Origin of the sequence: Bacillus sp. SD075, assembly GCF_017355165.1 — a bacterium.
In the GTDB taxonomy this organism is placed as follows: domain Bacteria; phylum Bacillota; class Bacilli; order Bacillales; family DSM-1321; genus Peribacillus.
Window position 1 is genome coordinate 39,792 of the sequence record NZ_JADILK010000001.1, and the last position, 16,577, is coordinate 56,368.

Annotated in this window: 12 protein-coding genes and 1 other annotated feature; of the genes, 8 read left to right on the top strand and 4 right to left on the bottom strand. The window is 42.9% G+C overall.

The annotated features are described in order from the left end of the window. Window positions 1–42: 42 nt before the first annotated feature. Window positions 43–1,761, top strand: a complete 1,719-nt coding sequence (gene acsA, locus IOC57_RS00205; RefSeq protein WP_207436839.1) for an acetate--CoA ligase — start codon at window positions 43–45, stop codon at window positions 1,759–1,761. A gap of 130 nt (window positions 1,762–1,891) precedes the next feature. Here acsA and IOC57_RS00210 read toward each other — a convergent pair whose 3' ends face one another. After that, a complete protein-coding gene (locus IOC57_RS00210; RefSeq protein ID WP_207436840.1) occupies window positions 1,892–4,927 on the bottom strand; it encodes a transglycosylase domain-containing protein in 3,036 nt (1,011 codons plus the stop codon). 157 nt (window positions 4,928–5,084) lie between these two features. After that, window positions 5,085–5,301: a binding site (T-box leader), on the top strand. A gap of 67 nt (window positions 5,302–5,368) precedes the next feature. Between IOC57_RS00210 and tyrS the strand changes: the two genes are divergently transcribed. Then, a complete protein-coding gene (tyrS, locus tag IOC57_RS00215; RefSeq protein ID WP_207436841.1) occupies window positions 5,369–6,625 on the top strand; it encodes a tyrosine--tRNA ligase in 1,257 nt (418 codons plus the stop codon). 96 nt (window positions 6,626–6,721) lie between these two features. Here the strand turns inward: tyrS and rpsD are convergent, their stop codons facing one another. Further along, window positions 6,722–7,324, bottom strand: a complete 603-nt coding sequence (gene rpsD, locus IOC57_RS00220; RefSeq protein WP_063232686.1) for a 30S ribosomal protein S4 — start codon at window positions 7,322–7,324, stop codon at window positions 6,722–6,724. A 559-nt stretch (window positions 7,325–7,883) separates the two neighbouring features. Beyond that, window positions 7,884–8,363, bottom strand: a complete 480-nt coding sequence (locus IOC57_RS00225) for a GAF domain-containing protein (RefSeq protein ID WP_207436842.1) — start codon at window positions 8,361–8,363, stop codon at window positions 7,884–7,886. A gap of 154 nt (window positions 8,364–8,517) precedes the next feature. Between IOC57_RS00225 and refZ the strand changes: the two genes are divergently transcribed. Continuing rightward, the gene (refZ, locus tag IOC57_RS00230) at window positions 8,518–9,174 is read left to right on the top strand and encodes a forespore capture DNA-binding protein RefZ (protein ID WP_207436843.1); all 657 of its coding nucleotides are present in this window, start codon (window positions 8,518–8,520) and stop codon (window positions 9,172–9,174) included. Window position 9,175: 1 nt separating this feature from the next. Here refZ and hisJ read toward each other — a convergent pair whose 3' ends face one another. Further along, window positions 9,176–9,979 carry a histidinol-phosphatase HisJ gene (gene hisJ / locus IOC57_RS00235; RefSeq protein WP_207436844.1) on the bottom strand — a complete coding sequence of 268 codons (804 nt, stop codon included), beginning with the start codon at window positions 9,977–9,979 and terminating at the stop codon, window positions 9,176–9,178. Window positions 9,980–10,147: 168 nt separating this feature from the next. On the opposite strand from hisJ, the gene ezrA reads away from it, so the two are divergent. The 5 genes from ezrA (at window position 10,148) to mbcS (ending at window position 16,435) form a co-directional block, all read left to right on the top strand. Next, window positions 10,148–11,842: a septation ring formation regulator EzrA gene (gene ezrA / locus IOC57_RS00240; RefSeq protein ID WP_207436845.1), complete on the top strand. Its 1,695-nt coding sequence runs from the start codon at window positions 10,148–10,150 to the stop codon at window positions 11,840–11,842. Between the two features lie 228 nt (window positions 11,843–12,070). After that, complete coding sequence (locus IOC57_RS00245) at window positions 12,071–13,219, top strand: cysteine desulfurase family protein (protein WP_207436846.1); 1,149 nt, start codon at window positions 12,071–12,073, stop codon at window positions 13,217–13,219. Further along, a complete protein-coding gene (thiI, locus tag IOC57_RS00250) occupies window positions 13,216–14,427 on the top strand; it encodes a tRNA uracil 4-sulfurtransferase ThiI (protein WP_207436847.1) in 1,212 nt (403 codons plus the stop codon). The genes IOC57_RS00245 and thiI overlap by 4 nt, the downstream gene beginning before the upstream one ends. Window positions 14,428–14,509: 82 nt before the next feature. After that, on the top strand, window positions 14,510–14,716 hold the full coding sequence (locus IOC57_RS00255) for an alpha/beta-type small acid-soluble spore protein (RefSeq protein ID WP_207436848.1): 207 nt from the start codon (window positions 14,510–14,512) through the stop codon (window positions 14,714–14,716). 135 nt (window positions 14,717–14,851) lie between these two features. Then, complete coding sequence (gene mbcS, locus IOC57_RS00260; protein WP_207436849.1) at window positions 14,852–16,435, top strand: acyl-CoA synthetase MbcS; 1,584 nt, start codon at window positions 14,852–14,854, stop codon at window positions 16,433–16,435. The last annotated feature ends 142 nt before the right edge of the window (window positions 16,436–16,577 follow it).

The window sequence follows — 16,577 nt, forward strand, 5'->3', positions numbered from 1 at the left end:
TATAATGTAAATATAGAGCCGAATGAAGGGGGAGTTTGTCGTATGAATGTGAAAGCGTTACCAGTGGTGGAAGGTAATTTTAATTTAAAGAATTATGATGAAAAATACAAGAAGTTTGACTGGTCTGAGACGGAAAAGGAATTCACCTGGTCTGAAACCGGTAAAGTGAATCTCGCGTATGAAGCCATTGACCGCCATGTCGAAACATACAAGAAGAATAAAGTAGCCCTTTATTACAAAGACGAAAAAAGAAATGAAAAGTATACATTCAAGGAAATGAAAGATTATACGAACCAAGCGGCCAATGTGTTCAAGAACATTGCCAATGTTGAAAAAGGGGATCGCGTTTTCATCTTCATGCCTCGCTCCCCGGAGCTTTATTTTGCATTGTTGGGCGCGGTTAAAACGGGAGCGGTCGTAGGGCCGTTGTTCGAAGCCTTCATGGAAGGCGCCATAAGGGATCGTCTTGAAGATAGTGAGGCAAGTGTGATTGTGACGACACCTGAACTTTTGCCGCGCGTCCCAGTGGATGAATTACCCCACTTAAAGCATATATTCTTGGTGGGGGAAAACATAAAAGAAGAAGGAAAGTACCATCACTTCAATAAAAAGTTAAAAGAAGCAGACAAAAAATTCGAAATTGAATGGGTGGATCGGAATGACGGTCTGATTCTTCACTATACCTCCGGTTCCACAGGCAAACCAAAAGGAGTGCTTCATGTTCATAACGCGATGATCCAGCATTATCAAACGGCAAGATGGGTCCTGGATTTGAAGGATGAGGACGTGTATTGGTGCACAGCGGACCCTGGATGGGTGACAGGGACGTCATATGGGATCTTTGGACCTTGGCTGACAGGGACCTCGAATGTCATTGTAGGAGGGCGATTCAAGCCTGAATCCTGGTATAAGACCTTGGAGGATTTTGGTGTCACGGTATGGTATAGTGCCCCGACTGCCTTCAGGATGCTGATGGGTGCAGGTGATGAAATCGTTAAGCGGTTCGATTTGAGTTCTCTCCGCCATATTTTAAGTGTCGGTGAACCGTTGAACCCGGAAGTGGTGCGTTGGGGAATGAAGGTATTCAATCACCGGATCCATGATACATGGTGGATGACGGAGACCGGGGCCCAGGTCATCTGTAATTATCCTTGCCTGGAAATCAAACCGGGTTCGATGGGTAAACCGATTCCTGGTGTGAAAGCGGCAATAGTAGATGATCAAGGCAAGGAGCTTCCGCCGCATAGAATGGGGAACCTTGCCATCAAGAGAGGGTGGCCTTCGATGATGAAGACCGTCTGGAAGAATGAAGCGAAATATGAATCTTACTTTATGCCGGGTGATTGGTATGTTTCCGGAGATTCCGCATATATGGATGAGGATGGTTATTTCTGGTTCCAAGGCCGGGTTGATGATGTCATCATGACGGCAGGGGAGAGAGTCGGACCATTCGAAGTGGAAAGCAAGTTGGTCGAGCATCCAGCCGTAGCTGAAGCGGGGGTCATCGGTAAGCCAGATCCAGTACGGGGGGAAATTATCAAAGCATTTATCGCCCTTCGTGACGGATATGATGCAAACGATGAGCTGATTGAGGAAATTCGTACATTTGTAAAGCATGGTCTAGCAGCGCATGCGGCACCTCGTGAAATTGAATTCAGGGATAAACTTCCTAAAACAAGAAGCGGTAAAATAATGCGCCGTGTCTTGAAAGCTTGGGAACTGGATCTGCCAACTGGTGATTTATCATCAATGGAGGATTAAAAACTGGGCTCATGCTGCATTTGAAAAGGAAAAGGCATCCATGTTCACTTGCATGGATGCCTTTTTGGGAGATTATAAGAAAACAGGCTGCCGGGTAACCCGGCAGCCTGTTTTCGTTCAAAAAAGAGTGTCATTCTTCCTCTTCTTCAGCTTTATCCGTGTCTTGCTCTTTATCATTGACTGTGTCTTGATCTTTGTCGGTCTCTGGATTTTCTTTATCCGTATTCCCTTTGTTCTGATCTTTTTCTTGAACTTGCTCTTTATTTTTATCTATATCCGTTTCTTTATCTGATTCTTTATCTGTTTTTTTGTCTGCTTCTTTTTTTGAACCGTTCTCTTCTTTTGAGTCTGTTTTTTTATTTTCGTTAGCTATTTTATCTTTTTCACGATCATCTTTATTTTTTGTGGAATCTTCTTTTGAATCAGTCTTTTTAGCGCCGCTTTCAACATGCTGAGAAGGGGATGATTCTTTACCGACTATATCTACGGCTGTTACATAAAAGGAACCGCCTGAGCCGACTTTGTAAACAAGGCTCTCCCCGGCATTGATGCTCGCCACTTTTTTGCCGTCTTTATAGACACGGTAACCGACGACATCTCCTTCATGATGCAAGCCCCATGTAATCTTATCCTTACTGATCGTTATGGATAGGGGATCGGGTGCTTTGCCGTTATCATTCAATTTCGCTTTCGCCCCAACGACATTCCCTGATTTTTCGCCTCCAGGGATCACGGATCCTGGGTCATCGACATATTTCAATCCGATATCTGCAAAAGAATCGGGATTCAACATGAACCCGCCGCTTGTGAATTCGCCCGGCGTTTGGGGTAGGGCTGCGTAGCGTTTGCTGCCGACTGATACATATCGGCCATCTATGAAACTATCATCCGCCTTAGATGGAGCATATTTGGCGATGAATAAATCCGATTTGACAAGCCCGGCCTTTTGGCATGAACTTGAAGGCAGCAGTCCTGAAACACCGCAGAAGGAACGGCTTACTATTCCGCCCGGCATTTCAAATCGCTTATCGGGGTCGATGAGTTTAGGGTCGACTTTATATGCTGCATTGATCAGATCTGCCCAATAATACATATTACGTTTATTATATTCAAGACCATTATAGGTCCCTTGCAAGGATTTCGGTGTGTCATATCCCAGCCATGTACCGAATGATACATTAGGATTGGTAGCGACGAACCAAGCGTCCCAATAGTTTTGTGAAGTTCCGGTCTTACCTGCCCAATCACTCGAGAAAGCAAGTCGATTTCTGACCGAAGCGGCCGTCCCGCTGTTTACGACATCACGCATCATATCAAGCGTCAGGTAAGCGGCTTGCGGAGAAAATACTTCCACTGGTTTCACTTTATGTTCATAGATGACTTTGCCATCTTTCGATACGATTTTATCGATCATATAGGCATCGATGAATTCCCCTGAATTAGCAAATGTGCCAAATGCATTGACGTTCTCTTCAACGGTCACACCTTTTGACATAGCTCCCAATGACATGGCGGGATAGGAGTAATCCTCTTTCGTCACTGTTGTGAAGCCCATTTTTTCCAAATAGGAAGCTGGACCTTGGTTGATTATTTTCATGTAAAAGATCGCTGCAGGGATATTATAGGAATTCTTCAGTGCCTCACGCGCTGTCGTTACTCCCGTATAGCTTCCGCCCCCATAGTTCCCTGGACGCCACATTGATCCTGCTGGAATGGAAATGGGTACGTTGGCCGATACGCTTCCAGGTGAGATCTTTCCTAATTCGATTCCTGGGCCATATACGAGCAGCGGCTTCATCGTTGATCCATTCGATCGCAGTGATGCGGTTGCGTGATTCGTCTGCTCCCGCTTGAAATCACGGCCCCCTACGAAACTGATGATTTTTCCTGTTTTATTTTCGATTAGAATAGCCCCGGCTTCAACGGGCTCACTCACCGTTTTCATTTCTTTCGTATCAGGATCGATGACTTGTGCTGTTTTATCGTATCCATAATTCGGATAGTTTTTCGTTACTTCCTGCATCTTGTCATAAATCTTTTTATTGATTGTCGTATAAATCTGATAGCCGTTTTGACGCAGCTTACGGTCGGCAAGTGCTAGATATTGATCTTTTAAATCATCATTCTTTAAATCTTTCTCTTCATATCCATCTTCCTTTGCGAGATTGACAGATAGGATTTCGATGGAGCGTTTTTCGATTTCATAGGTGAGCCATGGATATTTCTCGGATGGCATCTCCGTTTTACCGATAAAGTCTTTTGTGATGTCGTATGCGTTTGCTTTATCATATTCTTCTTTGGTTATGTATCCGTTACTATACATCCGCTTTAAAACGGTTTTCATCCGGTTGATGCCGGGCTCTTGATTTTCTTTCAGTTTTCCTTTCTGGGTATATGGTGTATATCCGAAAGGGCTTTGCGGCAATCCAGCGATAAAGGCTGATTGGGGCAGAGTCAGATCTTTGGCCTCTACGCCAAAAATACCTTCAGCGGCGGACTCGACACCAGCGATGTTACGGCCTGAAGAGTTTCGTCCCAAAGTGGAGACGTTTAGGTAGGTTTCCAAAATCTCTTCTTTTTCAAAGAACTTTTCGACCCGGAGCGCCAGAAGGATTTCTTTTGCTTTCCGTTCAAATGATACTTCGTTGGTCAGGACCTGGTTTTTAATGAGCTGCTGTGTTAATGTACTTCCTCCAGATTGGACGGCTGCATTCGAAAATTCCTGGTAAACGGCACGCAGGATGGCTTTCGGGACAACCCCGTCATGCTCATAAAAATATTCATCCTCTGTAGCGATGACTGCATTTTTTAAATGCTCGGAAACTTTATCGATGGACACTTCTTCACGCTCAAGGTCACTCTTAAGCTTGCCCAAGTATACGTTATCGGCAAAGTATACTTCAGAGGTCTCTTCATAATTGTAGATGTCTTTTTTCAAATCTTCTTTTGAGCGTACCGGCTCATCATTGACGAGGGCAGCGAAATAGCCGGCCCCGACGCCGCCAGCGAATGAGAATCCTAGAATCCCGACAATAATGAGGATCAGCGTTAAATTCCAAATGACTTGGTATGTAACCCGCGCGTTCTTTTGTGTTTTTTTATTTTGAAAAAAACGGGTCAGCTGCTTCCAGACTGTTAGAAATCTATCTTTTTGATTATTATTCATCGTATCATACCCCCTGAAATCACATATATTATAGCATATAACAGGTAGGGGAAAGGGCATCTTTCTTATTTTTCTAGAATCTGTAAGGGTGATGTTGACAATGATTCTTATGTATGATAAAAGTTTATTAACAATAATAAAATGATTAAATGATTAAATGATCGCGATGATAGGACCCAGTAGTCAGACTATCCCTGTTTCAGAGAGCCGGTGGTTAGTGGAAATCGGTACAAATGGTATGATGAATTACTTCCTTGAGCATTTGCTGTGAAATGATTAGTAGCAGGAAACGGTTGACGGCCGTTATTCGTCTTGAGCGGAGGGCATATTATGTCCTCAAGTTGGGTGGTACCGCGAATTCATTCGTCCCTTCATATTTTATGAAGGGGCGTTTTTGTGTGCTTTTTGCGGTTTTTTTCTAAGATGGAGGAGGAATATTTAATGGAATTGCTTAAAGACCTCGAGTGGAGAGGGATTATTTACCAACAAACGGATGGAGAGGGTCTTAAGGACCTTTTAGAAAAAGAGAAAATTTCTTTATACTGTGGTGTAGATCCAACTGCGGATAGTATGCACATCGGACATCTATTGCCATTCTTGACATTACGCCGTTTCCAGCAGCACGGTCATCGTCCCCTTGTGTTAGTGGGGGGGGCGACTGGACTTATTGGTGATCCAAGCGGTAAAAAAGAGGAACGCCAGCTGCAAACGCTGGAAAAAGTGCTCTATAATGCAGACTGCATAAAAGGGCAGCTATCCCATATCTTTGAATTTGACGGTGAAAATGGTGCGGTCATGGTCAATAACTATGACTGGATAGGTAAAATCGATATGGTTACGTTCTTGCGTGATTACGGGAAATACATCGGCATTAACTACATGCTGGCAAAAGATACGGTTGCTTCCCGCTTGGATACGGGAATTTCCTTTACTGAATTTGCGTACACGATCTTACAAGGAATTGATTTCGGTCATTTATACAGTAATTATGACTGTAAATTGCAAATTGGCGGCAGTGATCAATGGGGCAACATTACGACCGGCCTTGAAATGATCAGGAAATCCAATGATGATAATGCTAAAGCATTCGGTATGACGATCCCGCTCGTAACGAAAGCGGATGGAACGAAATTCGGTAAAACGGAAGGCGGAGCGATTTGGCTTGACCCGGAAAAGACGACTCCGTATGAATTTTACCAATTCTGGATCAATACAGCCGATGCGGATGTTGTGAAATACCTGAAATTCTTTACCTTCCTATCTCGTGAGGTGATTGAAGAGTTAGAGCAATCCGTGCAGTCCGAACCGCATTTGCGTAAAGCGCAAAAAGCTTTAGGGGAAGAAATGACCCGTTTGATCCATGGTCAGGAAGCTCTTGACCAAGCAATCAAAATCTCTGCCGCCCTATTCAGCGGTGAGGTGAAGAATTTAAGTGCAGCGGAAATCAAATTAGGCTTTAAAGATGTCCCTAGCTTCGAACGGGAAAGCAAGGAAGATATCGGTTTGGTCGATTTAATCGTTGAAGCGAAAATTTCGCCATCAAAGCGTCAAGCCCGTGAAGATATTCAGAATGGGGCAATCTCCATAAATGGGGAGAAAGTGACTGATCTGCAATATGTAGTGACGGAAGCTGCCAAGATTGAAGGGGAGTTCATCCTCGTTCGTCGCGGCAAGAAGAAATACACATTAGTGAAATGATTGTTCAAGGCCCGGCTGAATCCCAACCGGGCCTTGTCATGCAAGGGTGTTTAGGTGCAAAAAAAAACCCATCCTTGGATGGGGTTTTTGAAGTTATTAACGAGAGTAGAACTCAACGATAAGAGCTTCGTTAATTTCAGCAGGCAATTCAGAACGTTCTGGTAAACGAGTGAAAGTACCTTCTAATTTTTCAGCATCGAAAGTAAGGAAATCAGGAACGAAGTTAGTTGCTTCAACTGATTCTTTGATGATTGAGAAGTTGCGTGATTTTTCACGAACTGCGATTGTTTGTCCAAGAGACACTTTGTAAGATGGAATGTCTACGCGGCTTCCGTCTACAGTGATGTGACCGTGGTTAACAAGTTGACGTGCTTGACGACGTGTACGAGCTAAACCAAGACGGTAAACTAGGTTGTCAAGACGTGATTCAAGAAGAATCATGAAGTTTTCACCATGAACACCTTTAAGTTTGCCAGCGCGGTCGAACATTGAACGGAATTGACGTTCAGTGATTCCGTACATGTGACGAAGTTTTTGTTTCTCTTGTAGTTGCATTCCGTATTCAGAAATTTTTCTACGTTGGTTAGGACCATGTTGTCCTGGAGCATAAGGGCGTTTTTCTAATTCTTTACCAGTACCTGTTAGGGAAATTCCTAAACGACGGGATAGTTTCCAGCTTGGGCCAGTATAACGAGCCATAGGATGACTCCTCCTTTAAATGTTTTTATTTTGGTAAAATAAAAACCGTGTGAATGTACGATCATGACCATTTTGTTTTCATGTACCTTCGCCCTAGCAGCAGAGAGTTACGAGATACACCTCTGTATTGAGGAACAAAATGAGAACATAAAGGCTGTCACATAGGCTGCAATATTTTACACAAGGAGTATTGTATAATATTCTGCTCAATGAGTCAAGGACAGTTGTGATTAATTAGGAATAGATAAAGAGAATGGCAGCAAGGAAATACACCATATTTTAAAAATGTAATTTTTAGGGAGACCTTTTCCAAGGTAAACCTTATGATGAATAGCAGAATTAGATGGTTTCCGACATTTCTTGGGAGCCCTTGCCATGGGGGTGCTTCAATCCTGTTTCTTTTGCAACATTTCAAAGTGAAATATCAGAGGGTGCTAAAAATGTCAAGAGGGATGATGAGGCGTTATATATTGCGAAGAATCAGGAGATGGCCGGGTGTACATGGGTTCCGAATGGAAAAGGGAGCAGGCAAGGATTGCCGCTCCCTTTCACTTCATATTTATAGATGATTGGAAAGGATTTCAGCGAACTTCTCCAGTCCTTGCTGATCCATTTCGTCAAAACGATCCGTGACCGGGCTGTCGATATCGAGGACACCGAGCAATTTGCCATCCTTCATGAGCGGTATGACAATTTCAGATCTTGATGCCGCATCGCAGGCGATATGTCCAGGGAATTGGTGGACATCCTCAATGCGCAGGGTTTTTTCAGTTGCCGCCGAAGTCCCGCATACGCCTTTGCCCATTGGGATGCGGACACAGGCTGGAAGGCCCTGGAAGGGTCCAAGTATTAATTGGCCTTCTTCGTATAAATAAAAGCCGACCCAATTAATCTCAACGAGAAACTGATTAAGTAAAGCTGCCGCATTGCTTAAATTGGCTATCCGGTTCGTTTCATCTTCGATTAAGGCAAGTAGTTGTTTTTGTACCAGATCATAGTTTTTTTCTTTTTTTCCTTGATACATTTCGACATTAAACAAAAGCGTTCACCTGTCTTCCTCATATTTTTACAGCACTTTCTAATCATGATGCTTTATTGTTGGGAAATTGTCGAGAACTTACTAAAGGATTCAGGCTCTTCCGTGAAGAAGTAGTCCACAAGACTTGTCTCAAAGAAAGCGAGGGATTGCCTGAATGAATCGCCAGACGCCAACGAAACAAGCCATTGTGGATGCTGCATTGCATTTATTTCATTTAAAAGGCTATCATGCTACATCCATACGGGATATTGCGAATAAAGCGAAAGTGAACGCTGCAAATATTGCCTACTATTTCAAGAATAAGCAGGGCTTGCTGGAATTTTGTTTCACTTCCTATTTAGAAGAATATATCCTGGTCCTTGAGACGAACATGACACTGCTGGAACATAAAGGTCCGCAGCATTGCTTGATGAATCTTGTAAAGGATATTCTCGCTTTCCAGAGGGAGAACTTCCTTGCTGCACGGTTCATATATGGGGAATCATCACTCGATTCCAATTTAAACCGCGAAATTCATTCGACTTATTTTACAAAGGAAAAGTCTTATTTTCAATATGTTTTGGAACAAGGGATCAAGAGCAGGAGTTTCCAGCAGGTCTCCGTACCCATGTATATGCTGCAGTTGAAGGGTTTATTGACGGCCCCTGTCCTGCATACCCATTATGCGATGGATGTGCTGCATATCTTCCCGCAGGAATCCTATTACACGAATATTTATGCCAATGAAGTCGGACGTTTTCTGCAAGATACCCTTTTCATCGCAGAAGACTTACAGCCACTGTTAGCCGGCCGGCCTGAAGTGTATACATGAGTTAACCATTGAACCCTGCAATCAGTGCCTGATGGCCCTGACCCAAATCTTTAGCCTGATGGGCATCGGAACCGTAAATAAGCGGAATGCCGAGATCTAAAGCACGCTTTGCAAATCGTTCAGGAGGGTAGGGTTCACCGCATAGCGGCTTTACAAGCCCGGCCCCATTATAATCTAGTTCATACTTTTGATCCCTGATCATATCGAGAATTTTGTAAACACGCTCGTCAAAACTTGATGCCGGTGCATATCGATGCTGGAATTTATGGACAAGCGTAATATGCCCGATCCGCTTTGGTTTATAAATGCCTAAATCAGTTTCTATTGATTTTTCCAGAGTATCGTAATATTTGGCATACACCGATTCCACTGAACCTAGTTCATTGGCAATCTCACCAAACCCATTTTCGCTGAAATCGATGCAATGCCAACTGTTTTGATGCTTGATGAAGTGGACGGAAAGTATACTATCATCAAGGAATTCTCCGATTTCGTCGAGGAATTCTTTTGTTTCTTTTTCATACCCCTCTATAAAGTCAACCTCCAGACCTGTTTTGATCAGGATTTTGTCTTTATAGCGTTTTTTCAGTACGCGGAGCTCTTGAAAGTAATCCAGGAGCAGGGCAGCGTCCATGCCGCTGTCTTTTTCAGGCGTAGGATCTTGAAAATCTCGTGGCAATGGAGCATGTTCCGTAAATGTGATTTCCTTTAATCCTAGCTCGATTCCCCGCGTAATGTATTCATCGAATTTATCCGTAGAGCCGTGAGGGCAAAACGGAGTGTGCACATGACCGTCAGCTTTCATGGTTCTTCCCTCCCAAAAAACAGGTATTTGTAGCAATTTTCTACAAAAAAAACATTTTTCTCGTCAAAAATTATTGCTAACATGGTATCATAAAAGCATTAAATTTAACATTTTTATAATTGATATATAAACGAGCAAGACTGTAAGGACTAGAACAGGGGGCTTACCATGGATTACATAATTGGGGTAATTGTATTAATTTTGATTTTCATCATTTGGGGTTATTTTTTCAAAAAGAGATATTTTAAAGAAATCGATCGACTGGAATCCTGGAAAATAAGCATCATGCACCGCCCCGTGCTGGAAGAGCTTTCTAAAGTCAAACAATTGAACATGACAGGTGAAACAGAGGAAATGTTCGAAAACTGGCGCATTGAATGGGACGCCATTATTACGGATCATATGCCTGAAGTCGAAGAACTTTTATTCGATGCTGAGGAATTCGTCGATAAATACCGTTTCAGCCGATCAAAAGAGGTACAGCACAAAATTACAGTCAAGCTGAATGAAATCGAGGAAATGATCAAAAAGATCTTATACGAACTGAATGAACTCATAGGCAGTGAAGAAAAGAATCGATTGGAAATTGAAGATATCAAAGAGTCCTACCGTCATTTGAAGAAATCCTTGCTTGCACACAGGCATAATTACGGGAAAGCGGCTGATAAGCTGGAAAATTCCTTGGATGAAGTATTGCAGATCCTTCAGAAGTATGAAGAAGAGACCGTGAACGGCAATTATTTGAATGCGAGGGAGCTTGTTCTATCCATTAAAGAAAAATTGGCGGTTCTGTCAGATAAAATGGAAATGCTCCCTAAATTATTGGTGGATAGCCAATCCGAGCTGCATTCCCAGCTTCATGAATTGAAGGATGGTTATGAGGAGATGTCAGGACAGGGGTATCTGTTGAGCCACATCCAATTCGAGCAGGAAATATCACGTCTTGAGGAGGAACTGGAACTATATAAAACACAATTGGAAAATGCCGAAACGGAAGCTGTGGAAAAAGGCATTAAAGAAATGCGCGAAAGCATTGAGGTGCTTTATGACCTTTTGGAAAAAGAAGTACTTTCAAAACAGTACATCTTGAAAAATGATGAAGTTCTCAGGAAAACGATAAGTGACCTTGAATATGAAAACGATAAACTTAAGGTTGAAACCATACATGTTCAACACACATATCATCTGACGGAAAATGAGCTCGATGCACAACGGAAAATGGAAAAGCAGATTGCCCAGATTTCGAAACGCCATCAATTACTCGTTCTGAAAATGGAGGATAATGTGATGGCAAGCTCCCTTATCAGCGAGGAGATGCAGGGGCTGGCTGTACAGTTGGAGGAATTACAGGAAAATCAGAAAGACTTTACCGTTAAATTACAGGCTCTAAGAAAAGATGAAATGGATGCCAGGGATTCACTGGCCGAATTGAAACGCAAAATGGTCGATACTGGACGTTTAATAGCAAAAAGTAATATTCCAGGTCTTCCAGAAGAGTATAAAGTGGTGCTTCAGGACGCTAAAGAATGCATGGATGACGTTCAAGGGAAACTTGAAGAAAAGCCGCTTGAGATGGCCGCTGTTTATATTTATTTGGAAAAAGCGGTTCAACAGGTGAATAGGGTCCACGAAAAAGCGCAAGAATTGATCGAGCATATGTATTTGGCCGAAAAGGTGATCCAATTCGGAAATCGCTATCGAAGCAGTCACGATATGGTGGCAGAGAGCCTTAGGGAAGCCGAAGCCAAATTCCGTAGCTATGAATATCAAGCCGCATTGGAAACGGCAGCCACGGCCATAGAAAAGGTTGACCCAGGCAGTTTACAAAAAATCGGAGCGAACATTGAAGAAGCCCTATCCTGAAAACCCGCAATGGCGGGTTTTTTTCTTTTATTCGGACCCGGAATAGATTGTTGGGAGGTTCAATCATTCTGCAGGAATAAAAAGAAGCAGGACTCCTATCATTCATGGACCAGTGTTTTACATTCTCTTTCAAATTCAATTATGTTAATATTAGAAGTTGCACAGCAACATTGAAACTTATATTTAGTAGAGCGACCATCATAGATACAAAACATGGAAGGTGAAACCATGATTTATTTTGACAATAGTGCAACAACAAAACCATATCCCGAAGTGATCGAAACTTTTATGAAGGTAACTTCGGACTATTTCGGGAACCCTTCTTCGCTTCATGGACTTGGGGTGCAATCCGAAAAACTGCTTTCCGCTGCAAGAAAGCAGACCGCTGATTTATTAAAGGTGAAGAGTTCGGAAATATATTTCACTTCCGGGGGGACGGAAGGAAATAATCTTGCCATTAAAGGGGCCGCCCACTCTCAGGGAAATCGCGGTAAACACGTAATCACGACAGCGATTGAACATCCTTCTGTTGAAGATGCATGCCAATCATTGACGAAAATGGGTTATGAGATCACGTATCTTCCCGTTAACGAATTTGGGCAAATTGATGTAACGGACCTTAAGGATGCGTTGAGGGAAGATACCATTTTGGTTTCCGTCATGCATGTTAATAATGAAGTTGGCTCGATACAGCCGATCGCTGAAATGGGCAAATTGTTAAAACAATACCCAAACGTGCTTTTTCATGTCGATAATGTTCAGGGTACAGGCAAAGTTACGTTATCATTGCGTGATGCCAATGTGGATTTATGTACAATCTCCGGCCACAAGGTTCACGGCTTGAAGGGGACGGGCATCCTTTATGTTCGGGAAGGCGTGCGGGTCGATCCGCTTTTCCATGGTGGCAATCAAGAAACGAAAATCAGGAGCGGCACCGAAAATGTCGCGGGAATCGTCGCCCTATCGAAGGCTTTGCGTATTAGTATGAACAACCAATTGCTGTATCATGATAAGCTGCAGCAAATCAAAACTTATTTATATAAAGGTTTGCAGGAAATGGGCGGGGTGTTGGTTAACAGTCCAAAAGAGGGTGCACCTCATATTGTGAATTTTTCCGTTCCGGGACTTAAATCCGAGGTATTGCTGCATGCACTTGAGTCGGAAGGAATATATGTTTCGACGACTAGTGCCTGTTCTTCGAAAAAAAGGACGATAAGCAAAACGGTGGATGCGATGTTCCATAATTCAGCTCGTTCCGAAAGCGTCATCCGAATCAGCACTACCTATGGAAATGAAATGGAAGAAGCAAAGCAAGTTCTGGCGGCGATAAAGAAAATCGTCGCTAATTTAGAAAAAATAATGAGGGTTGCAAAATGAAATTTGATCATATAATCATCCGTTATGGAGAAATCTCCACGAAAAAAAGAAACCGTAAAGGCTTTGTAGACAAAATGAAGGCACATATCCGCTGGAGTTTAAAAGATATAGAAGGTGTAGTGCTTACAGCCAACCGAGAGCGGATGTACGTACTTCTGAACGGTGCGGACCATAAGCCGGTCATTGACCGATTGAAAGGCATTTTTGGCATTCAGTCATTAAGTCCTGCGATAAAAATAGAGCGTGATCTGGAAGTGATGAAAACGGCAGCATTGTATTACCTTAATCATACTCTTGAAGAGGTAAACACGTTCAAAATCACGACAAAACGTGCGGATAAGGATTTCCCATATAATACAGATGAAATTAACAGGGCAATCGGCGGGCATTTACTTCGAAATACAGAAGATTTAAAAGTGGATGTAAAGAATCCTGATTTGAACCTGCTAGTGGAAGTGAGACGCGAAGCCGTGTACTTGACAGGTGAAATCATCCAGGGGGCAGGCGGTCTTCCATTCGGTTCAAGCGGGAAGGCTATGCTGATGCTTTCAGGCGGGATTGATAGCCCTGTTGCTGGTTTCCTTTCGATGAAACGGGGATTGGACGTGGAAGCGATCCATTTTTACAGTCCACCGTTCACAAGCGAACGTTCACGTCAAAAGGTCATTGATTTGGCCGGCAAGCTGGCAGAAATAAATGGAAGCATGAAAGTGCATATCGTTCCATTTACGGAAATTCAATTATTGATTCAAAAACAAATCCCGGAAAACTACTCAATGACTACAACCCGCCGTTTAATGATGCGGGTCGCCGATCGAATCCGTGAAAAGAAAGAAGCCATGGCACTGATTACCGGTGAAAGCCTTGGACAGGTTGCAAGCCAGACGATGAGTAGCATGTTTGCCATCAATGAGGTGACGAATACTCCGATCCTGCGTCCGCTGATTACCATGGATAAGACAGAAATCATCAAAATTGCAAGAGAGCTTGATACGTTTGAAATATCCAATCTGCCGTACGAGGATTGCTGTACGGTCTTTACGCCGGCAAGCCCAAAAACGAAACCGAAACGTGAAAAAGTCAATTACTATGAAAGCTTCGTCGACTTTGAATCCTTGATTGAAAAAGCGGTCTCCGGAACAGAAGTATTGACCGTTAAGCCTGGTCAGACTTTCGATAAGGAAGAAGAGATGGAGGACTTATTTTAATATCCTGTAATTACCAATAAAATAGTGCGAATGAAGCCATGTGTTTTAACACACTCTATAATCACAAGGAGGTGAAAAACACATGGCAAACAACAACAGCTCAAACGAATTATTGGTACCAGGAGTTGAACAAGCTCTACAACAAATGAAATATGAAATCGCTACAGAATTCGGCGTACAACTTGGTGCCGACACAACTTCTCGCGCTAACGGTTCAGTTGGTGGAGAAATCACAAAACGCCTTGTTCAAATGGCTGAACAACAATTAGGCGGAGGATTCAAAAGATAATTTAATAAATATGGCTACAGAGAGCGGGTTCTTACACCCGCTCTCTTTATTTATTTGTAAAAATACATAGAAATATTAGAGAAGTATCTTGTATAATGAGTAGGTACTAAGAGTTCATAATTGGAGGGGAAGAATATGAAGCGTGAAGACTTATTGGCTCCGGAACATTACAACTTAGTGAGTGAAATGGAACGTTATGCAAAAGATCCAGGAAAAGTTGCTATACTTTGGGAGAACGAAACCGGAGATAAAAAACAACTTACATATGAGAATCTATTAAAAAGTGCCAATAAAATTGGAAATGCCTTCAAGACAAAAGGACTGGGTAAAGGTGATACGGTCCTTATCATAATCCCTCGTTTGGTGGAAGCTTATCAAGTGTATTTAGCTGCATTGAAAATTGGCATGATAGTCATACCTTGTTCTGAAATGCTTCGTGCGAAGGACTTGCAGTATCGGGTCAACCATGGCGATGTCAAAGGAATCATCAGTTATCATGAATATACTCATGAATTGAATGAAATAGAAGGAGCGGAAAGCCTCCTGAAATTTGCAATCGGAAAACGAACCGAAAATTGGCTGGATTTGAATGAGCTTGCTGATAAGGAATCCGATCAGCTGACTATGGCCGAAACGAAGAGCGCGGATATGGCGTTCCTATCGTATACTTCCGGGACGACAGGAAATCCAAAAGGGGTCGTCCATACACATGGATGGGCTTATGCCCATTTAAAAACATCTGCTGCGAACTGGCTCGGCATCAGCGAAACGGATGTGGTCTGGGCCACTGCAGGCCCAGGTTGGCAAAAGTGGATCTGGAGTCCTTTCCTGGCGGTTCTAGGTACAGGAGCGACCGGCCTTGCCTATCATGGGAAGTTCGAGGCAAAAAAATACCTTCAGCTGCTTCAAGACTACAAAGTGAATGCATTATGCTGCACACCAACCGAGTATCGATTGATTGCAAAGGTGGATAACCTTGATGACTATGATTTATCCCATCTTCATAGTGCTGTATCAGCGGGAGAGCCTTTAAATCAAAAAGTGTTCGAGGTCTTTAAAAGCCATTTCCATATTGAAGTGCGTGATGGATATGGACAGACCGAGAATACCCTGTTGGTAGGTGTAACGAAAGGCATGGAAATTAAATTGGGCTCCATGGGCAAACCGACTCCGGGCAACCATGTGGAAATCGTTGATGATTCCGGTAAAGCCTGTTCTCCTGGCGTAGTGGGGGATATTGCCGTACATGTCGATACACCCGCTCTCTTTAAAGAATATTTTAAAGATCCCGAGCGAACATCGCAGCAATTCCGTGGGGACTATTATATTACCGGTGATCAAGCGAAAAAGGATGAGGATGGTTATTTCTGGTTTGAGGGCCGTTCTGATGATATCATCATCAGCTCGGGTTATACGATCGGACCGTTTGAAGTGGAAGATGCACTCGTTAAGCATCCATATGTTAAAGAGTGTGCTGTTATCGCAAGTCCTGATGAAATAAGAGGAAATGTGGTCAAGGCATATGTAGTCTTGATGGATGATATCGATCCGGGCAGCCAAGACTTAATCAAGACGCTCCAAACGCATGTGAAAGAATTGACTGCCCCATATAAATATCCAAGGAAAATTGAATTTTTAGAAGAGCTGCCCAAGACGACATCGGGTAAAATCAAACGGGTGGATTTAAGGAAAAGGGAAGAAGCACTCCTTAACAATTGATCAAAAGCATTACCGTCAGCCCCCTCGGCTGGCGTTTTTTTATATTACAGGGTTTGGATAAAAGCATAAATATGGGAATCAGTAATATGAGATGGTACACTTACTGCATATCTGCACAGTAACGATCATTTAATAAGGAGTG

What these genes read in the sequence shown, in the direction of transcription:
- acsA (WP_207436839.1), top strand. Translation starts at nt 43, where the DNA reads ATGAATGTGAAAGCGTTACCAGTGGTGGAAGGTAATTTTAATTTAAAG.
- IOC57_RS00210 (WP_207436840.1), bottom strand. Translation starts at nt 4,927, where the DNA reads ATGAATAATAATCAAAAAGATAGATTTCTAACAGTCTGGAAGCAGCTG.
- tyrS (WP_207436841.1), top strand. Translation starts at nt 5,369, where the DNA reads ATGGAATTGCTTAAAGACCTCGAGTGGAGAGGGATTATTTACCAACAA.
- rpsD (WP_063232686.1), bottom strand. Translation starts at nt 7,324, where the DNA reads ATGGCTCGTTATACTGGCCCAAGCTGGAAACTATCCCGTCGTTTAGGA.
- refZ (WP_207436843.1), top strand. Translation starts at nt 8,518, where the DNA reads ATGAATCGCCAGACGCCAACGAAACAAGCCATTGTGGATGCTGCATTG.
- hisJ (WP_207436844.1), bottom strand. Translation starts at nt 9,979, where the DNA reads ATGAAAGCTGACGGTCATGTGCACACTCCGTTTTGCCCTCACGGCTCT.
- ezrA (WP_207436845.1), top strand. Translation starts at nt 10,148, where the DNA reads ATGGATTACATAATTGGGGTAATTGTATTAATTTTGATTTTCATCATT.
- IOC57_RS00245 (WP_207436846.1), top strand. Translation starts at nt 12,071, where the DNA reads ATGATTTATTTTGACAATAGTGCAACAACAAAACCATATCCCGAAGTG.
- thiI (WP_207436847.1), top strand. Translation starts at nt 13,216, where the DNA reads ATGAAATTTGATCATATAATCATCCGTTATGGAGAAATCTCCACGAAA.
- IOC57_RS00255 (WP_207436848.1), top strand. Translation starts at nt 14,510, where the DNA reads ATGGCAAACAACAACAGCTCAAACGAATTATTGGTACCAGGAGTTGAA.
- mbcS (WP_207436849.1), top strand. Translation starts at nt 14,852, where the DNA reads ATGAAGCGTGAAGACTTATTGGCTCCGGAACATTACAACTTAGTGAGT.